Below are 16,116 nucleotides of genomic sequence, written 5' to 3' on the forward strand. Positions count from 1 at the left end.
CAGCACCACAGGAGAACGAAACCCATGAGCGTCACCAGCCGCATCACCCAGGAGCAGGTCACGTGGTTCGCCCACACGTTCGACCAGCTCGTCGGCAACATCGAGAAGGCCGTCCTCGGCAAGCAGCACGTGACGCGCCTCGCGCTGACCTGCCTGCTCTCCGAGGGCCACATGCTCCTCGAGGACTACCCCGGCACCGGCAAGACGCAGCTCGCCCGCGCGCTCTCGGCCACGGTCCAGGGCACGCACAGCCGCATCCAGTTCACGCCCGACCTGCTGCCGAGCGACGTGACCGGCGTGACGATCTACGAGCCGACGAAGCAGTCCTTCGAGTTCCACCCGGGCCCGATCTTCGCGACCATCGTGCTCGCCGACGAGATCAACCGCGCCTCGCCGAAGACGCAGTCGGCGCTGCTCGAGGTCATGGAGGAGGGCCGCGTCACCATCGACGGCAAGCCGCACTCGGTCGGTGAGCCGTTCATGGTCATCGCGACGCAGAACCCCATCGAGCAGGCCGGCACGTACCGCCTGCCCGAGGCGCAGCTCGACCGCTTCCTCATGAAGGCGAGCGTCGGCTATCCCGACCACGAGGCGACCATCGCCGTCCTCGCGGACGCCAAGACGCGTGACCGCGCCAAGACCCTCAGCCCGCTCATCGCGAGCAACGTCATCGTCGAGATGAGCAAGCTCGCCGACGAGGTGCACGTCGACCCGGCGATCCTCGGCTACGTCAGCCGCATCGCCGAGGAGTCGCGCCGCCACCCCTCGCTCAAGCTCGGCCTGTCGGTGCGTGGCTGCCTCGCCTACGTCCGCTGCGCCAAGACGTGGGCCGCGAGCCAGGGCCGCACCTACGTCGTGCCCGACGACATCAAGCTGCTCGCCGAGCCGATCCTCAGCCACCGCCTCCTGCTCAACGCCGAGGCGCAGTTCGCCGGAACGACCGTCGAGCAGTGCGTCGACCAGATCCTCGGCGACATCGCGCCGCCGGCCGAGCGCGCCTCGGCCTGACCGCCGCTCGCACAGCAGCAACCAAGGGGACCGCATGACCCAGCAGGACCAGGAGGCCGCGCCGTCGCGTCGCGGCGGCCGCTTCCGTATGCCGTCACGCCAGGGGGCGTCGGCCGGTGCCGCCGCGCCGGTGGCGGCGGCAGCCACCGGCACGACGGGTGGTCGCGCGCACGCCGTTCCGGCGTCGACGAGCCGTGGCATCCGCCAGATCACTGCGCCGATCACCCGCTCCATCGAGCAGGTGGCCGACCAGACCGAGGGTGTCTGGCGTCCGGTCGCCGGCCTCGTGCGGTGGATCTCCCCGCTCGGGTGGACGATCCTCGCACTCGGCGTCGTCTGCTGGGCCGTCGGCGCGCGGTGGGGGTGGACGGAGCTGCTCATGGTCGCCGCTGCGGCCCTGCTCCTCTTCGTCGTCTGCTTCGTCCTCGCGCTCGGACGGACCAAGGTCCGCATCCTCGCCGAGGTCGACCCGCGACGGGTCGTCGTCGGCGAACCCGCGACCGGGCGGATCCTCGTCACCAACGAGGCGCGCACGCCGATGCTGCCGATCCTCGTCGAGCTGCCCGTCGGCCTGTCGGCCGCACGCTTCGTGCTGCCCGCGCTGACCCCGGGCAGCGAGCACGAGGAGCTCTTCGTCGTCCCGACCTCGCGCCGCGGCGTCATCCAGGTCGGCCCCGCGACGACCGTGCAGGGCGACCCGCTCGGCCTGATGCGCCGCACCCTGACGTGGACCGAGCGCACCGAGCTCTTCGTCCACCCGCGCACCGTCGCCCTGGAGTCGCTGGGGGCCGGTCTGCTGCGAGACCTCGAAGGCAGCACCACCGAGGACGTCTCGATGAGCGACCTCGCCTTCCACGCGCTCCGGGAGTACCAGCCGGGTGACGACCGCCGCTACATCCACTGGCGCAGCTCGGCCAAGGCCGGCAAGCTCCTCGTGCGCCAGTTCCTCGACACCCGGCGCTCGCACGTGACGGTCATCGTCGACCCCGACCCGGAGCAGTACCGCTCCGGCCACGGCAGGACGGGGCGCTCCGACCGCGACGTCGAGCGCGACGTCATGGCGGCCAACGCCCCGACGGCGGTCCAGGCCGACGTCGAGACGGCGATCTCGGTCGGCAGCTCGATCATGGTCCGCGTCATGCTCGACGAGCAGGACGCCACCATCGTCTGCGGCACGCAGAAGGTGACGAAGTCGGTCCCGCAGGTGGGCCTCGACGCGATGTCGCGGGTCGAGCCCGGACGGGTCGACCTCTTCACCACCTCGCTCGACGCGGTCGAGCTGGCCCCCGACACGAGCACCTGCTTCCTCGTGACGGGCCCGCACCGCCCGTTCGTCGAGCTGCAGCGCGCGGCCGGACAGTTCCCCCCCGAGGTCACGCGCGTCATCGTCGTCATCGACCCGATGGCCGACCACGGCATCCGTCATGGTGGCGGCCTCGTCATCCTCACGCTCTCCGCGCTCGAGGACCTCCGCACGCTTCTCGTCTCAGGGGTGGCCCGATGAGCTCACCGATGTCACCGGGCCCGGCAGGCTCCACGGGCTCGATCCCGGCACCGCCTCCGTCCGCGCTGGTCAAACCGCCGACGGCCGGCGAGCGCCTCCGTGCCCAGCTGGTCCGTCTGCGCCCGACCGTCCCCCACCTCGTCGACGCCGGCTTCACCCTGGTACTCGTGGCGCTGGCCCTCGTCGGCTTCCGCACGACCTTCTTCGGACTCGGCTGGCTCTGGGTCGGACTCGCCGGCCTCGTCATCGGCCTGATCGTCACCCACGTCACCGCGACGTTCCGGGCCTACGGCATCGTCACGCTGCTCGCGGTCGCGGCGGCCTACCTCCTGCTCGGCGGGCCCGTCGCGGTTCGCGAGGACCTCGTCGCGGGCTTCATCCCGTCGGGGCAGACGTTCGCGACGCTCGTGCACATGGCGGTGCCCGGCTGGAAGGAGCTGCTGACGGCGCTCGCTCCGGTCGACTCCGAGGGCCCCTACATGGCCCTGCCGTTCCTCTTCGGGCTCGTCGGTGCCGTGCTGACCTACGGAGTCGCGCGTCGCTGGGCCGGTGCCGTGTTGGCGCTCGTCGCGCCGGTGGTGCTCCTCGTCGCCTCGATCGTGCTCGGCACACTGACTCCCGCGGCGACGCTGCTCCAGGGCGCCGTCTTCGCCCTCGTCGCCATCGGCTGGACCGCGTTGCGCAGCAACCGCAACCGGCCCGCCCTGCAGAACGGCGCCGGCCGCACCACCCGGGCGGTCACGACTGCCGCGCTACTCGCCGTCGCGACCGTGGGTGGCTTCTTCGTCGGGCCGTTGCTGCCGGGTGCCGACGGGGCGGACCGCACCGTCTTCCGGTCGGCGCTCGTCCCGCCCGCCGACGTGGCCCAGTACCCGTCCCCGCTCGCCGGCTTCCGGCAGTACACCGAACCCAACGGCGCCCAGCTCTTCGACAAGACCCTGCTGACGGTCAAGGGCCTGCCGCAGGGCGTGCCGGTGCGCATCGCCGCTCTCGACTCCTACGACGACTTCGTCTGGGGCGCCGGCAACGTCGCCAACGACGGCTCCGGAGACACCCCCGACGGCGCGGGCTTCCGCAAGGTCGGCAGCCACATCGCGGCCGAGGGCGCCGGCGACCCGGTGACGGCAACGGTCAGCGTTCCGGCCGGTGGCTACAGCGACGTGTGGCTGCCGACGTTCGGCACGGTCACCGGTCTCGAGTTCGGCGGCCCCCGCGCCGACCAGCTCAGGGGCGACCTGCGCTTCAACGTCGACACCAACACCGGTGTGCTGCCCGAGAAGCTCCAGACCGGCGACACCTACACCGTCACCGCCCTGGCCCAGAAGGTCGACGCCGAGCTGCCGAAGAGCGTCGACGTCGCCGACGGCACCGTCGTCGACAGCCAGAACCTGACGTTCATCGACGACAAGATCTCGCCGTGGACCGAGCGCGTCGACGGCCAGTGGGAGAAGGTCGTCGCCGTCGCCAAGGCCATGCAGGACGGCGCCTACACCGACGGCGGCGCGCCCGGCGACTACCAGAACATCTTCCTCCCGGGCCACAGCCTCCGGCGGATGACGCAGTTCATGAAGGCCACCCAGCTCGCCGGCGACGACGAGCAGTATGCCGCCGGGCTGGCCCTCGCGGCCAACCGCCTCGGAGTGCCGGCGCGCGTCGTCCTCGGCGCCGAGCCCGACGCCACCGGCGCCATCAAGGGCAAGGACGTCCACGCCTGGGTCGAGGTCGCGCGGGCCGACGGGTCGTGGCAGCCGATCTACTGGAAGCAGTTCGTCCCGGACCGCAACAAGAAGCCGCAGCAGCTGATCCAGAAGTCCGAGGAGAAGAAGACCGGCGCCCAGGTGCCGCCGCCCGCGGCGAACAACCCGCCGAGCGTCCTCCAGGGTCCCGACCAGGCGCAGAACGCGACCCAGCTGAAGACCCCGCAGAAGGACGACAAGAACCCGCTCGACCCGAACAACTGGCCGGACTGGCTGCGCTGGCTCCTCTTCTTCGTCGTCATCCCGCTGCTCGTGCTGCTGCTCGTCTACGGCGCCATCCGCGGGGCCAAGTGGCTCCGCCGGCGGCGTCGGCGCACGACGGGCGAGACCGCGAGCCGGGTCAGCGGCGGCTGGCGCGAGGTCGTCGACACCGCCCGCGACCTGCGCATGCCCCTGCCGGTCAAGGGAACCCGGCTCGAGCAGGCGCGCGCTCTCGAGGAGCACGTCTTCGGTCCCGCGCCCGAGAAGCCGAGCCCGGTCGTCGACGGCGCCGTCATCGGCGCCCCCGTCCCGTCGAGTGCTCGCTTCCTCCCTGGACCCGAGTCGGCGGCACCGCCCACGGATGGGGAGGAAGTGAGCACTCGACGGGGGCTGGCCCTCGTGCCGCTCGCGGCCGCCGCCAACGGTCACGTCTTCGACGTCACCGAGCCGACGCCGGAGGAGGTCGACGCCTTCTGGGCCGACGTCGAGACGGCGCGCCAGCGGATCCGGAGCGAGCAGAGCTTCTGGCAGAGGCTGCGTGGCGACGTCTCGCTGCGCACCTTCCGAGACCACCTACCGAACGGCTCCGGCCTCGCGCCCGCCCGCATCCGCACCTCGCGCCGCCAGGGCCGAGATGCGCCCACGCGGCGCGAACCGGCGACGACGACCCGCCGCGGCACCATGGCCCCCAGCGCCAAGAGCGCTCGGGCGGCACGAAAGGGAAGAGACGCGTGAAGCTGAAGTTCGTCCTCCGCTCCGGGGACCGCGAGACCGACCTCGTCGCGACGACGGACTCCGCGACCACGGTCGGTGACCTCGCCTCCTATCTCGCGGCCGCCGACCCGAACCGCTCGAGCGTGCTCGGGGTCGACACCGCGATGACCCTCGCCCTCGTCGACCAGGACCTGCGCGGGCTCGACCCGCGCTCCACGGTCGCCGAGAGCGGTCTGCAGTCCGGCATGCGCGTCTCGGTGACCCGCGCCGGGGAGGGCTTCGTGGACCGGGGCCGTCCAGCGGCCGTCGCCCTCATCCGGTCCGGCCCCGACGCGGGCAAGGAGTTCCCGCTCGCCCGCGGGACGGCATACGTCGGCCGAGGTCGGGGCTGCGAGGTGCAGCTGTCCGACGAGTCGGTCTCGCGCAAGCACGCCAAGCTCGTCATCCAGGAGGTCGTCGAGGTCGTCGACCTCGGCTCGGCCAACGGCATCACCGCCGGCGGGCAGCAGGTGACGCGCGCGCACCTCAAGAGCGGCGACGTCGTGCGCGTCGGGGACACCGAGCTCGAGGTGCACCTCGAGGGAGACGGCGTCGTCAGCCGTCCCGGCAGCGGCGTCCTGTCCGGCGACGCCGGCACCGTTGCGTTCTCGCGCTCGCCCCGGGTGGCGCCGCTCTTCTCCGGACAGGAGTGGCAGGTCCCCGACCTGCCGGAGCGCGGCAAGCGGGGCCCGATGCCGCTCGTCGCGATGGTCGTGCCGCTGCTCATGGGCATCGTCATGTACCTCATCACGCGCAGTGCGTTCTCGATCATCTTCATGCTGATGATGCCGATGATGATGGCCGGCACCTACTACGAGGCGCGGCGCCAGCAGAAGAAGGACTACGCGCAGGCGATGGCGGACTTCCGCGAGGACCTCGAGCTGCTCTCGCAGCGCATCCGCGGCTCGCTCGAGGTCGAGGGCAACACCCGGCGTGCCGAGCACCCCAGCGGCGTCGACTGCCTCACCGCCGTCCGCGACCGGAGCGCCCTGCTGTGGACCCGCCGACGCGACGGCAACGGCTTCGGCGAGCTCCGGCTCGGCCTCGGCACGCGCCCGTCCCGGTCCGCGATCAAGATGCCCGCGGTCGGCCGCTCCAAGGCGGAGGCCTGGCTCGCGGTCTCGGAGGAGCTGCAGGGTCTCGAGGTCGTCCGCGACGTCCCCGTCGTGGCCGCCCCCCTGACCGACGGCGCCGTCGGCATCGCCGGCCAGCGCGCGAGCGCTCTCGGCGCGGCCCGCTCCGTCGTGCTCCAGATGGCGTCGCTGCACTCACCGGCCGAGCTCGCCGTCTGCTCCTTCGCCTCCGGCAGCTCCGCGCGTGACTGGGACTTCCTCAAGTGGCTTCCGCACACGACGTCGCCGCACAGCCCGATCGAGGTCGACCACCTCGCTGCGAGTGCGCCCGGGTGCTCGGCCCTCGCCGACGCCCTCGAGGACATCATCGAGGCCAAGGGCACCGCGAAGGAGCAGGAGCAGGCGAACGCCGAGCGTCCCACCGTCCTCGTGCTCGTCGAGAGCGACGCCCCCATCGACCGCAGCCGCCTCGTCGCGATCGCCGAGCGCGGCCACCGCCACGGCATCGTCGTCGTCTGGGTCGCCGAGACCCAGCAGCTGCTGCCGGCCGCGTGCCACACCTTCCTCGTCGTCAGCGACGACCACAGCTCGCTCGCCGGCTTCGTCCACGCGGGCGAGGAGGTGCAGCCCGTCGCCATCGACCGCATCGGCTACGACGAGGCGATGGCGTGCGCGCGCCAGCTCGCGCCCGTCGTGGACGCCGGAGTGCCGGTGGACGACGCGAGCGACCTGCCCCGGGCCGTCTCGCTCCTCACCCTCGCCGGCACCGACCTCGCGAGCTCCGAACAGGCCGTCATCGAGAAGTGGGGCGAGTCGCGCTCGATCCTCACGGGCCCGTATGCGCCGGCGGTCCTGCCACGCAAGCCCGGCAACCTGCGCGCCATCGTCGGACAGTCGAGCCAGGGCACGTTCTCCGTCGACATCCGCTCCGACGGACCCCACGCGCTCGTCGGTGGCACGACCGGTGCCGGCAAGTCCGAGCTGCTCCAGGCGTGGATCCTCGGCATGGCCGCGGCCCACTCGCCGCAGCGCGTCACCTTCCTGCTCGTCGACTACAAGGGTGGCTCGGCCTTCCGCGACTGCGTCAAGCTGCCGCACACGGTCGGCCTCGTCACAGACCTGTCGCCGCACCTGGTGCGTCGCGCGCTCGCGTCGCTCGCGGCCGAGCTGCACTACCGCGAGCACCTGCTCGCCCGGCACAAGGCCAAGGACCTCGTCGAGCTCGAGCGCCGCGGCGAGGTCGACGCCCCGCCCTCGCTCATCATCGTCGTCGACGAGTTCGCGGCCCTCGTCCAGGAGGTGCCCGAGTTCGTCGACGGCGTCGTCAACGTCGCCCAGCGCGGTCGTTCGCTCGGCCTGCACCTCATCCTCGCCACGCAGCGTCCCGCCGGTGTCATCAAGGACAACCTGCGCGCCAACACCAACCTGCGGATGGCGCTGCGCATGGCCGATGAGAACGACTCCGACGACGTGCTCGGGTCCAAGGAGGCCGCGTTCTTCGACCCCGCCCTCCCCGGCCGGGCCGTGTCCAAGACCGGCCCGGGCCGGCTCGTCCCCTTCCAGACGGGGTATGCCGGTGGGTGGACCTCGGACGTCCCGCCGCCGCCCGACATGAAGGTCGAGACGCTGACCTTCGGCCGCGGCACCGAGTGGGAGCCGCCGCGCGTCGAGGGCGCCGACGACGCGGCCGACCTCGGCCCGACCGACATCCAGCGTCTCGTCGGCACGCTCGGCCGCGCCGCGCGCGTCGCCGAGCTGCCCAAGCCCCGCAAGCCGTGGCTGCCCGACATGCGCGCGGTCTACGACCTCGCGACGCTGCCGACGGAGCGCCGCGACGACGAGCTCGTCTTCGGCGTGGCGGACGACCCCGACAACCAGGCCCAGCCCGAGATCGCGTTCCGCCCGGACAAGGAGGGCAACATCGCGATCTACGGCACGTCCGGCTCGGGCAAGTCCGTCTTCCTGCGCTCGATGGCGGTCGCGGCTGGTTACACGGTGCGCGGCGGCCCCTGCCACGTCTACGGCCTCGACTTCGGCAACCGCGGTCTCGCGATGCTCGAGACGCTGCCGCACGTCGGATCCATCGTGCCGGGCGGTGACCACGAGCGCGTCACGAGGCTGCTCCGCATGCTGCGCGCCACGATCGACGAACGCGCCTCGCGCTACTCGGCCGTCAGTGCCGCGACGATCACCGACTACCGCCGCCTGGCCGGTCGACCAGACGAGCCGCGCGTGCTCGTGCTCATCGACAACATGACGGCGTTCCGGCAGGCCTACGAGGTGGGCGGACGCTTCCAGTGGCTCGACCTGCTGGCCGGTCTCGCGGCCGACGGGCGCCCCGTCGGCGTGCACTTCATCATCGCCTCCGACCAGCGCACCGGCCTGCCCACCAACCTCGCCGCGGCGGTGCAGGGACGGATCATCCTGCGCATGAGCAACGTCGACGACTACTCCGTCTTCGGCGTGCCCGGCGACGTCCTGACGATGGCCTCCCCGCCCGGACGGGGCCTCATGTCAGGCTCGGAGGTCCAGGTTGCGGTGCTCGGCGGCTCGTCCGACGTCACCGTCCAGGCCGCGGCGATCGAGGCCTTCGCCGACGCGACGCGCAAGGCCGGCGTCAGCCAGGCGCCGCCGATCGAGAGTCTCGCCGAGGTCATCCCGCTCGGCGACCTGCCGTCGGAGTTCGGGGGTCGACCCGTCGTCGGTGTCGCCTCCTCGAGCCTCGAGCCGCACGGCTTCGACCCGAAGGGCACCTTCATCATCACCGGGCCCTCCGGTTCGGGGCGCACGACGGCGGTCGCCACGACGGCGGCCGGCCTCTTCCGGTTCAGCTCGGCCTCGGCGCTCTACCTCATGACGCCGCGGCGGACCTCCGAGCTGCTCGACCTCGGCATCTGGACCGAGACTGCCGTCGGCGGGGACGCCACGACGGCGCTCGCGACCCGGCTCGCCGCCGACATCGAGGAGGGACGCGTCACGAGGCCCATCGCCGTCTTCGTCGAGCGCATCGACGACCTCGCCCCGTCGGGCGCCGAGAACGCCCTGACCACCCTGACCAAGGCCTGCGTCGACAACGACCAGCTCGTCGTCGCCGAGGGCGAGGCGGCGTTCTTCAGCAGCAACTTCGGCCTGCAGGCCCTGCTCAAGACGTCGCGCTCGGGCCTCGCCCTGCACCCGGACGGCAACGAGGGGCTCTCCGTCTTCAAGGCCAACCTCCCCGCCCTCAACCGGGCCGAGCTCCCCCCAGGACGCGGTTTCCTCATCGAGAAGGGCCGTTTCGAGCTGCTCCAGGCGGCCCTGCCGTGAGCTCGCTGAACCCGCCGAAAGCGTTGTGGCACAAGGGAATCGAAGGACGCTCACGGCATACGCCAGCGGTGTCCGCGGGGGCGGCGAAACATGGGGAGTGCTCCCCATCGACACCCCCGAAACGCTGACATAGGTTTCTGCATGTCGACGAAAGCCGCCCATCGGACGAACCGCCCGAAGGTGTCAACGTCGAGGAGTTTCGAACAGCGCGGGCCTGCACGGTTGGTCCGGAAGAGAACTTCCCGAATCAGTCGGGGGAACACAGGCAAAGGAGAAGGTCATGGCTTGGCTCGGAATGAACGACGATGAGGTCAACGCCCAGGGCAACGTCCTGCAGCAGCAGGCGGAGGCCATCCAGAAGCTCATCACCAAGGTCGACCAGGAGGTCGAGTCCCTGAAGCAGAACTGGCAGGGTGACGACTCCAAGCAGTTCGAGCAGGAGTGGACCGGCACGCACCGTCCCGAGCTCCAGAAGGCCCAGAAGCTGCTCACCGAGATGAAGTCGACGATCGACCACGAGGTCCAGCAGCAGCGCAGCACCTCGTCGCAGTACTGATCGACCTTCGCTCACACAAGACCAACACACGCTTCACTTCTGAAGGGGAACTGACATGGCTGTTTACAAGAAGGGTATGAACGCCGACGCGGTGTCCGCGTCCGGTGACAAGCTCGTCGGCTACAAGGGCGAGCTCGACGGCATCGTCGAGGCCGTCAACGGCGCCGTCTCCAACATCAAGGGCAACTGGGGCGGCACCGACGCCGAGCAGTTCCAGAGCGACTGGCACGGCCAGCGCCAGGTCGTCTCGGCCGCCGGCGACAAGCTCGACGCCATGGGCAGGAAGTGCAAGACGAACGCGGAGACGCAGAAGCAGACGTCGTCGAAGTGAGCTTGGCGCTCGCGTGAGCCAGACGGCTCCGCGGTAGCCGTAGCGCGAAGAGTGGTCGCTCTCTCAGGGGAGGAGCGGCCGCCCTTTCGTGTGCCCGGCTCGTCGACCGGAGATGCCCAGATGTGCGTCATGTCACGTGCCGGCGAGACGAATTGGCGTTGGTACGCCGTCGACCCGTAGATTCTTCATCAGCAAGGCAGCAATGCAGAAGTATCTCCGGACAGGAGGCCCCTCGTGAGCCTGTTTCCCCTCGTGACCGTCGTCGCCGACCGGCCCGACCTCGCCGACGCGCTGACCCGACGCGGTTGCGTGCCCAACCCCGCCCAGGAGGCCGACGTCCTCGTCGTCGATGCCTCCTCGGCCGCGGACGACGAGGTAGGTGACGCGCTGGCCCACGGCCGGGGCGTCGTCGTCCTCGGTGCCCCGGCGAGCGCCCTGTCCGGTGTAACCGCTGGTGAGGACACCGCGACCGGAACCCTCCGGCCTGCCGTCCGCGTCGAGCGCGACACGGAGATCGGCGAGGACCTGCTGGCGCGCGTCGACCTCGGCGCCCTCCGTGCCTCCGGCTCGCTGGTCGTGCAGGCCCCGGCCCGTCCGCTGCTCGCCGCCGGCGGAGTGCCGGTGGCCGCCACCACGACGACCGAGGCGGGTCGTGCCGGTCGTGCGGGTCGTGCCGGTCGTGTCGCCGTGCTGACCGTCGTCCCGGATGCGGCCTCGGCCGCCGGGGAGCAGTCGTTCGCCGAGCTCGTGCACAACGCCGTCTGCTTCGTCGCGCCGCGTCGGGTGCGCCCCGTTGACGGCGCCACCCACCCGCTCGTCCGCTCCGAGGCCTGGGCCGGGCTCAAGTCCGCCGTCACCGACCTCCGGTCTCTGCAGGTGGCCGACGGGTCCGTGCCGGACTCCGCCCACCACGAGGCCGCCGCAGGCCACGTCGGCCGCGTCGTCGCCGGCATCGAGGCCCTCGCGCCGCAGCTGCCGCACGACGCCGACTACCTCGAAGCCCTCGTCAAGGACTTCGGTCGCTGGGCCGACGGCGGGTTCGACGTGCCGGACTTCTACGACTCCCTCGTCGCGTTCGCGCCGGCACAGCACCGGGTCGACGGACTCCCCCATCTCGTCGTCTTCCCGATGTACACCCAGAACGGCAACCCGGACCGCCAGGTCGAGGCCGTCCTGCTCGAGGTGATCTGGCCCGACTTCGTCGCCGAGCTCGAGGGCGGCGACTACTCCAACAAGCTCTTCCTGCCGATCCGCTTCCTCGACTTCACCGCGGGCTACGACACGAACTCCGCCGTGCTCTTCCCCGAGACCGTCGCGATGCGCGAGGTCCCGGCCTTCACGTGGGGCGGCATCTTCGCCGACCGTGAGGCGGCCCGGTTCCGTCGCGTCGTGTCCGAGGCGGCCGCCGTGACGCGCCTGTCCCTGCCGCCGGACGCCGCGCGCCTCATCGCGGACCAGGACCTCGCCGAGCGTGCCTTCGTCATGTGGGACCTCATCCACGACCGCACCCACATGCACGGGGACCTGCCCTTCGACCCGTTCATGATCAAGCAGCGGATGCCGTACTTCCTCTACTCGCTCGAGGAGCTGCGCTGCGACCTCACGGCGTTCCGTGAGGCCGTCACGCTCGAAGAGCAGGGCCACCCCTACGCGCGGTCGGTGCAGTATGCCGTCCTCTTCGACCGCATCTTCCGCTTCGCCATCACCGGTGACCGCACCCGCAACTACGACGGCCTGGGCGGACAGCTCCTCTTCGCCTGGCTGCACCAGCAGGGCGTACTGCACTGGACCGACAACCGCCTCACGATCGAGTGGGACCGCGTGGCGGAGCCGGTGCTCGAGCTGGGCCGGAAGGTCGAGGACCTCTACTGGCGCTCGATCGACCGTCCCAAGACCGCGCACTGGCTGGCGGCCTACGACCTCGTCGCGTCCGTGCTGACGCCGCACCCGGTGTCGGCGTGGGCCCGGCACCGCGACGGCGACCTGACCGCACTGCCTCTCGACGGCCCGCCCAAGGGGCTCACCGACGCGGTGCTGCCCGACGAGTTCCCGCTCTCGATGTTCTACGAGGCCCTGTCCAAGAAGATGAAGGGCATCATCGAGTCGACGGCCGGGATCACCGGGGCGAGCGCGTGACCGCGACCGGCTCGGTCGGCTCGGTCGGCTCGGTTGCGCCGTCCGTGCGGGTCGTCGTCGTGACCGGCGCCACCGGAGCGACCGGGCGCGCGACCTGCGCCGCCGTGCTCGCCCGCGGTGAGCAGGTGGTGGCGGTCGGCCGCGACGCCGCCTCGCTCGAGTCGCTCCGCGCCGAGCTGGACGGTGCGCTCGGTGACGACGCCGGCGGCCGTCTCGACACGCGCGTCTGCGACCTGCTCGACGGCGATGCTGTCGAGGCCCTCGCCCGCGACGTCGTGGCGGACCACGGGCACGTCGACGCGCTCTTCCACCTCGTCGGTGGCTGGCGCGGCGGTGACCGTTTCACCGACTCGACCGACGACGACTGGCGCTGGCTCTCGGGCAACCTCGTCGACACGCTCCGGCACACGACCCTCGCGCTGCACGACCACCTGCTCGCCTCCGGGCGAGGGCGCGTGGCGATCGTGAGCGCGGCTGCCGCACAGGCACCCACGGCCGGCAACGCGGCATACGCCAGCGCGAAGGCAGCGGCCGAGACGTGGCTCGGCGCCCTCGCGGACTCCTTCGGGTCCGACGGGGCGACCCCGGGCTCGGCCGCGGTCATCGGTGTGGTGAGGTGGATCGGGACGGGTCGCACGGCGACCAGCCCGGCGGCGATCGCCGAGTGGCTCACCGGGCTGCTCGACGGGGATCCCTCAGCCCTCAACGGCGCGCGCGTCGACCTCTGACGCAATCGAAAGAGCACTTCGTCCGCCCCGTAGGCGCCCGGAGCTCGATCGAAAGAGCAATCCGTCCGCTGGGTCACCGCCCAGGCCGACCTGACCGACCGACTGACCGAGTGAGGACTCCCGTGACGACCCTGCACGACCCCGAGCGCCGCGGCTTCGCGTCCGACAACTACGCCGGCCTGCACCCCGAGGTGCTCGCCGCGCTCGCCGAGGCCAACGGCGGCCACGAGATCGCGTACGGCGAGGACGCCTACACGACGCGGCTGCAGGAGGTCGTCGCCGGACACGTCGGCGCCGGCGCCGTGACGTGGCCGGTCTTCAACGGCACCGGCGCCAACGTCGTGGCCCTCCAGGCGCTCCTGCCGCGCTGGGGCGCCGTCGTCTGCGCCGAGACGGCCCACATCAACACCGACGAGGGCGGGGCGCCGGAGCGGATGGGCAGCATCAAGCTGCTCACCGTGCCGACGCCGGACGGCAAGCTCACGCCGGAGCTCGTCGACCGGCAGGCCTGGGGCTTCGGCGACGAGCACCGCGCGCAGCCGCTCGTCGTGTCGATCACGCAGACCACCGAGCTCGGCACCTGCTACACGCCCGAGGAGGTGCGCGCCATCAGCGACCATGCGCACTCGCTGGGCATGCGGGTCCACCTCGACGGCGCCCGCATCTCCAACGCCGCCGCGACCCTCGGCACCGACCTGTCCGCCTTCACCGGCGAGGCCGGCGTCGACGTCGTGAGCCTCGGCGGCACCAAGAACGGCGCTCTCGCGGCCGAGGCGGTCGTCGTGGTGAACCCCGAGCTGGCCGCCGACCCGTCCCTCGGGCTCGTCCACGTGCGCAAGCTGTCGATGCAGCTGGCCTCCAAGATGCGCTTCGTGTCGGCACAGCTCATCGCGCTCTACGGCACCGACCTGTGGCTGCGCTCGGCCACGCACGCCAACGCGATGGCGACCCGCCTCGCGGCGGGCGTCGAGCCGCTTGCCGGCGTCACGGTCCAGCGCCCGGTGCAGGCCAACGCCGTCTTCGCGGTGCTCGACCGAGACGTCGCGAACGCGCTGCGCGAGCGGTTCCGGTTCTACGACTGGGACCCGGCCACCGGCGAGGTGCGCTGGATGTGCTCCTGGGACACGACGGAGGCCGACGTCGACGCCTTCCTCGCGGAGCTGGAACGGCTCCTCGGCGCCTGAGAGTTCCCGTTGCAGCGGCAGGGCCCGTACCTCGCCGAGGTGCGGGCCCTGCCCTGTGACGAAACGCGTCAGGCCGGGGCCGTCGTGAACCGCAGGTAGGGCTTGACCTCGTCGACGGCATCGGCGCCGAATCGCTCGCGGGCGTCGGCGGTCGAGACAGTCGGGGCGACGATCACCTTCTGGCCCTCGCGCCAGTCGGCCGGTGTGGAGAACGGGCCGCTGTCGGTGAGCTGGAGCGCGTCGACGGCGCGAAGGATCTCGTCGAAGTTGCGGCCGACGCTCTTTGGGTAGGTCAGCGACAGGCGGACCTTGTTGGCCGGGTCGATGACGAAGACGGAGCGGACTCCGGAGGTGTCGCCCTCGCCGGGGTGGATCATGTCGTAGAGCTCGGAGACCTGGCGGGAGTCGTCGGCGATGATCGGGTAGCCGACCTTGGCGCCGCCGACCTCCTCGATGTCGCCCTTCCACTCCTCGTGCTGCTCGATCGGGTCGACCGACACCGCCAACACCTTGACGCCGCGCCGGGCCCACTCGTCCTCGAGGGCGGCCACGCGGCCGAGCTCGGTGGTGCAGACCGGCGTGAAGTCGGCCGGGTGGCTGAAGAGGACGGCCCAGCTGGCGTCCTTCCAGTCGTGGAAGCGGATCGGGCCCTCGGTGGTCGTGGCCTCGAAGTCGGGGGCGATCTCGCCCAGTCGCGGTGTTGCCATTGGCTCGTCCTCTCGCGGTCGGGCGCACGGCGCGCCCCGGTCTGCGACTCATTGTGACCACAAGACCATGCACCGCGTTATGGGTGTCCAAATGTTGTGACGCGCACTCAGCGGGCACCCAGTCAAGCCGCCAAGACTTCCTCGAACCCTGTCGCCACCCCGAGGAGTCCGACGTGAGCGCTCTGCTCGACACGATCACCACCCAGGTCCTCCATGCACCGGTCTGGCTCGTGCTCCTCGTCGTCGGCGGGGTCGTCTTCGTCGAGGATGCGCTCTTCGTCGGCTTCGTCGTGCCGGGTGAGACGGTCGCGATCCTCGGCGGGGTCGCGGCCTCGCTGGGACACGTGCCGTTCGCGGCGGTCCTCGTCGTGGTCGTGGTCGCGGCCATCGTCGGCGACAGCGTCGGCTTCGAGGTCGGTCGCCATCTCGGCGGCCGGGTCGTGGGGCTCAGTGCCTTCGACCGGCACCGGGACCGCATCGACCGTGCGCAGGACTTCCTCGGTCGGAAAGGTGGCACCGCAGTGTTCCTGTCGCGCTGGACGGCCTTCCTGCGCGCCGTGATGCCGGCGCTCGCCGGGATGTCCAAGATGCACTACCCGACCTTCCTGGCCTGGAACGCGGCCGGCGGTATCGCCTGGGGGAGTGTCGTGGTCACCGCCGGCTACCTCGCCGGACAGTCGTACGCCCGCGTCGAGACGTGGCTCGGACGGGGTGCTGCCGTCGTCGTCGCGGTGGTCGTGGTCGTGGCGCTCGTCATCTGGCAGAAGCGGCGGCACAGTGCGGGCCCCGACACGGGCGCCGACGCGGGCCCCGAGGGTCGCGAGGGTCATGAGACTCCGTCGCGTATGCCGTCGCCGGGCTGACGCGGGCGA

Annotated in this window: 11 protein-coding genes; 10 read left to right on the plus strand and 1 reads right to left on the minus strand. The window is 71.5% G+C overall.

The window, feature by feature from the left end; all coding sequences use genetic code 11:
• Positions 1–24: 24 nt before the first annotated feature.
• From AC1DIW_RS20245 to AC1DIW_RS20285, 9 genes are all read left to right on the plus strand, one after another.
• Positions 25–1,008 (plus strand): AAA family ATPase, encoded by a 984-nt coding sequence (locus tag AC1DIW_RS20245; protein WP_442280903.1) that lies wholly within the window; start codon positions 25–27, stop codon positions 1,006–1,008.
• 34 nt (positions 1,009–1,042) lie between these two features.
• Positions 1,043–2,512 (plus strand): DUF58 domain-containing protein, encoded by a 1,470-nt coding sequence (locus AC1DIW_RS20250; RefSeq protein WP_478110472.1) that lies wholly within the window; start codon positions 1,043–1,045, stop codon positions 2,510–2,512.
• On the plus strand, positions 2,509–5,205 hold the full coding sequence (locus AC1DIW_RS20255) for a transglutaminaseTgpA domain-containing protein (RefSeq protein WP_478110474.1): 2,697 nt from the start codon (positions 2,509–2,511) through the stop codon (positions 5,203–5,205). The genes AC1DIW_RS20250 and AC1DIW_RS20255 overlap by 4 nt, the downstream gene beginning before the upstream one ends.
• On the plus strand, positions 5,202–9,602 hold the full coding sequence (locus AC1DIW_RS20260) for an FtsK/SpoIIIE domain-containing protein (protein ID WP_478110476.1): 4,401 nt from the start codon (positions 5,202–5,204) through the stop codon (positions 9,600–9,602). Before AC1DIW_RS20255 ends, AC1DIW_RS20260 begins: the two co-directional genes overlap by 4 nt.
• Before the next feature lie 280 nt (positions 9,603–9,882).
• The gene (locus AC1DIW_RS20265) at positions 9,883–10,158 is read left to right on the plus strand and encodes a WXG100 family type VII secretion target (RefSeq protein ID WP_081633740.1); all 276 of its coding nucleotides are present in this window, start codon (positions 9,883–9,885) and stop codon (positions 10,156–10,158) included.
• Between the two features lie 55 nt (positions 10,159–10,213).
• Positions 10,214–10,489, plus strand: coding sequence for a WXG100 family type VII secretion target (locus AC1DIW_RS20270; RefSeq protein ID WP_478110478.1), 276 nt, complete (start codon positions 10,214–10,216; stop codon positions 10,487–10,489).
• A gap of 783 nt (positions 10,490–11,272) precedes the next feature.
• Positions 11,273–12,625, plus strand: a complete 1,353-nt coding sequence (locus AC1DIW_RS20275) for a DUF6421 family protein (protein ID WP_478110651.1) — start codon at positions 11,273–11,275, stop codon at positions 12,623–12,625.
• Complete coding sequence (locus AC1DIW_RS20280; protein WP_478110480.1) at positions 12,622–13,353, plus strand: SDR family NAD(P)-dependent oxidoreductase; 732 nt, start codon at positions 12,622–12,624, stop codon at positions 13,351–13,353. The genes AC1DIW_RS20275 and AC1DIW_RS20280 overlap by 4 nt, the downstream gene beginning before the upstream one ends.
• 122 nt (positions 13,354–13,475) lie before the next feature.
• Positions 13,476–14,537 (plus strand): threonine aldolase family protein, encoded by a 1,062-nt coding sequence (locus AC1DIW_RS20285; RefSeq protein WP_478110482.1) that lies wholly within the window; start codon positions 13,476–13,478, stop codon positions 14,535–14,537.
• Positions 14,538–14,605: 68 nt separating this feature from the next.
• Here the strand turns inward: AC1DIW_RS20285 and AC1DIW_RS20290 are convergent, their stop codons facing one another.
• Positions 14,606–15,244, minus strand: a complete 639-nt coding sequence (locus AC1DIW_RS20290; protein ID WP_478110484.1) for a peroxiredoxin — start codon at positions 15,242–15,244, stop codon at positions 14,606–14,608.
• 173 nt (positions 15,245–15,417) lie between these two features.
• On the opposite strand from AC1DIW_RS20290, the gene AC1DIW_RS20295 reads away from it, so the two are divergent.
• The gene (locus tag AC1DIW_RS20295) at positions 15,418–16,107 is read left to right on the plus strand and encodes a DedA family protein (protein WP_478110486.1); all 690 of its coding nucleotides are present in this window, start codon (positions 15,418–15,420) and stop codon (positions 16,105–16,107) included.
• Positions 16,108–16,116: the final 9 nt, after the last annotated feature.

The sequence above is a fragment of the Terrabacter sp. 01T434 genome, assembly GCF_056398545.1.

Excerpts from the sequence above, each read along its gene's own strand:
- AC1DIW_RS20245 (WP_442280903.1), top strand. The coding sequence starts at position 25 with ATGAGCGTCACCAGCCGCATCACCCAGGAGCAGGTCACGTGGTTCGCC.
- AC1DIW_RS20265 (WP_081633740.1), top strand. The coding sequence starts at position 9,883 with ATGGCTTGGCTCGGAATGAACGACGATGAGGTCAACGCCCAGGGCAAC.
- AC1DIW_RS20270 (WP_478110478.1), top strand. The coding sequence starts at position 10,214 with ATGGCTGTTTACAAGAAGGGTATGAACGCCGACGCGGTGTCCGCGTCC.
- AC1DIW_RS20290 (WP_478110484.1), bottom strand. The coding sequence starts at position 15,244 with ATGGCAACACCGCGACTGGGCGAGATCGCCCCCGACTTCGAGGCCACG.
- AC1DIW_RS20250 (WP_478110472.1), top strand. The coding sequence starts at position 1,043 with ATGACCCAGCAGGACCAGGAGGCCGCGCCGTCGCGTCGCGGCGGCCGC.
- AC1DIW_RS20255 (WP_478110474.1), top strand. The coding sequence starts at position 2,509 with ATGAGCTCACCGATGTCACCGGGCCCGGCAGGCTCCACGGGCTCGATC.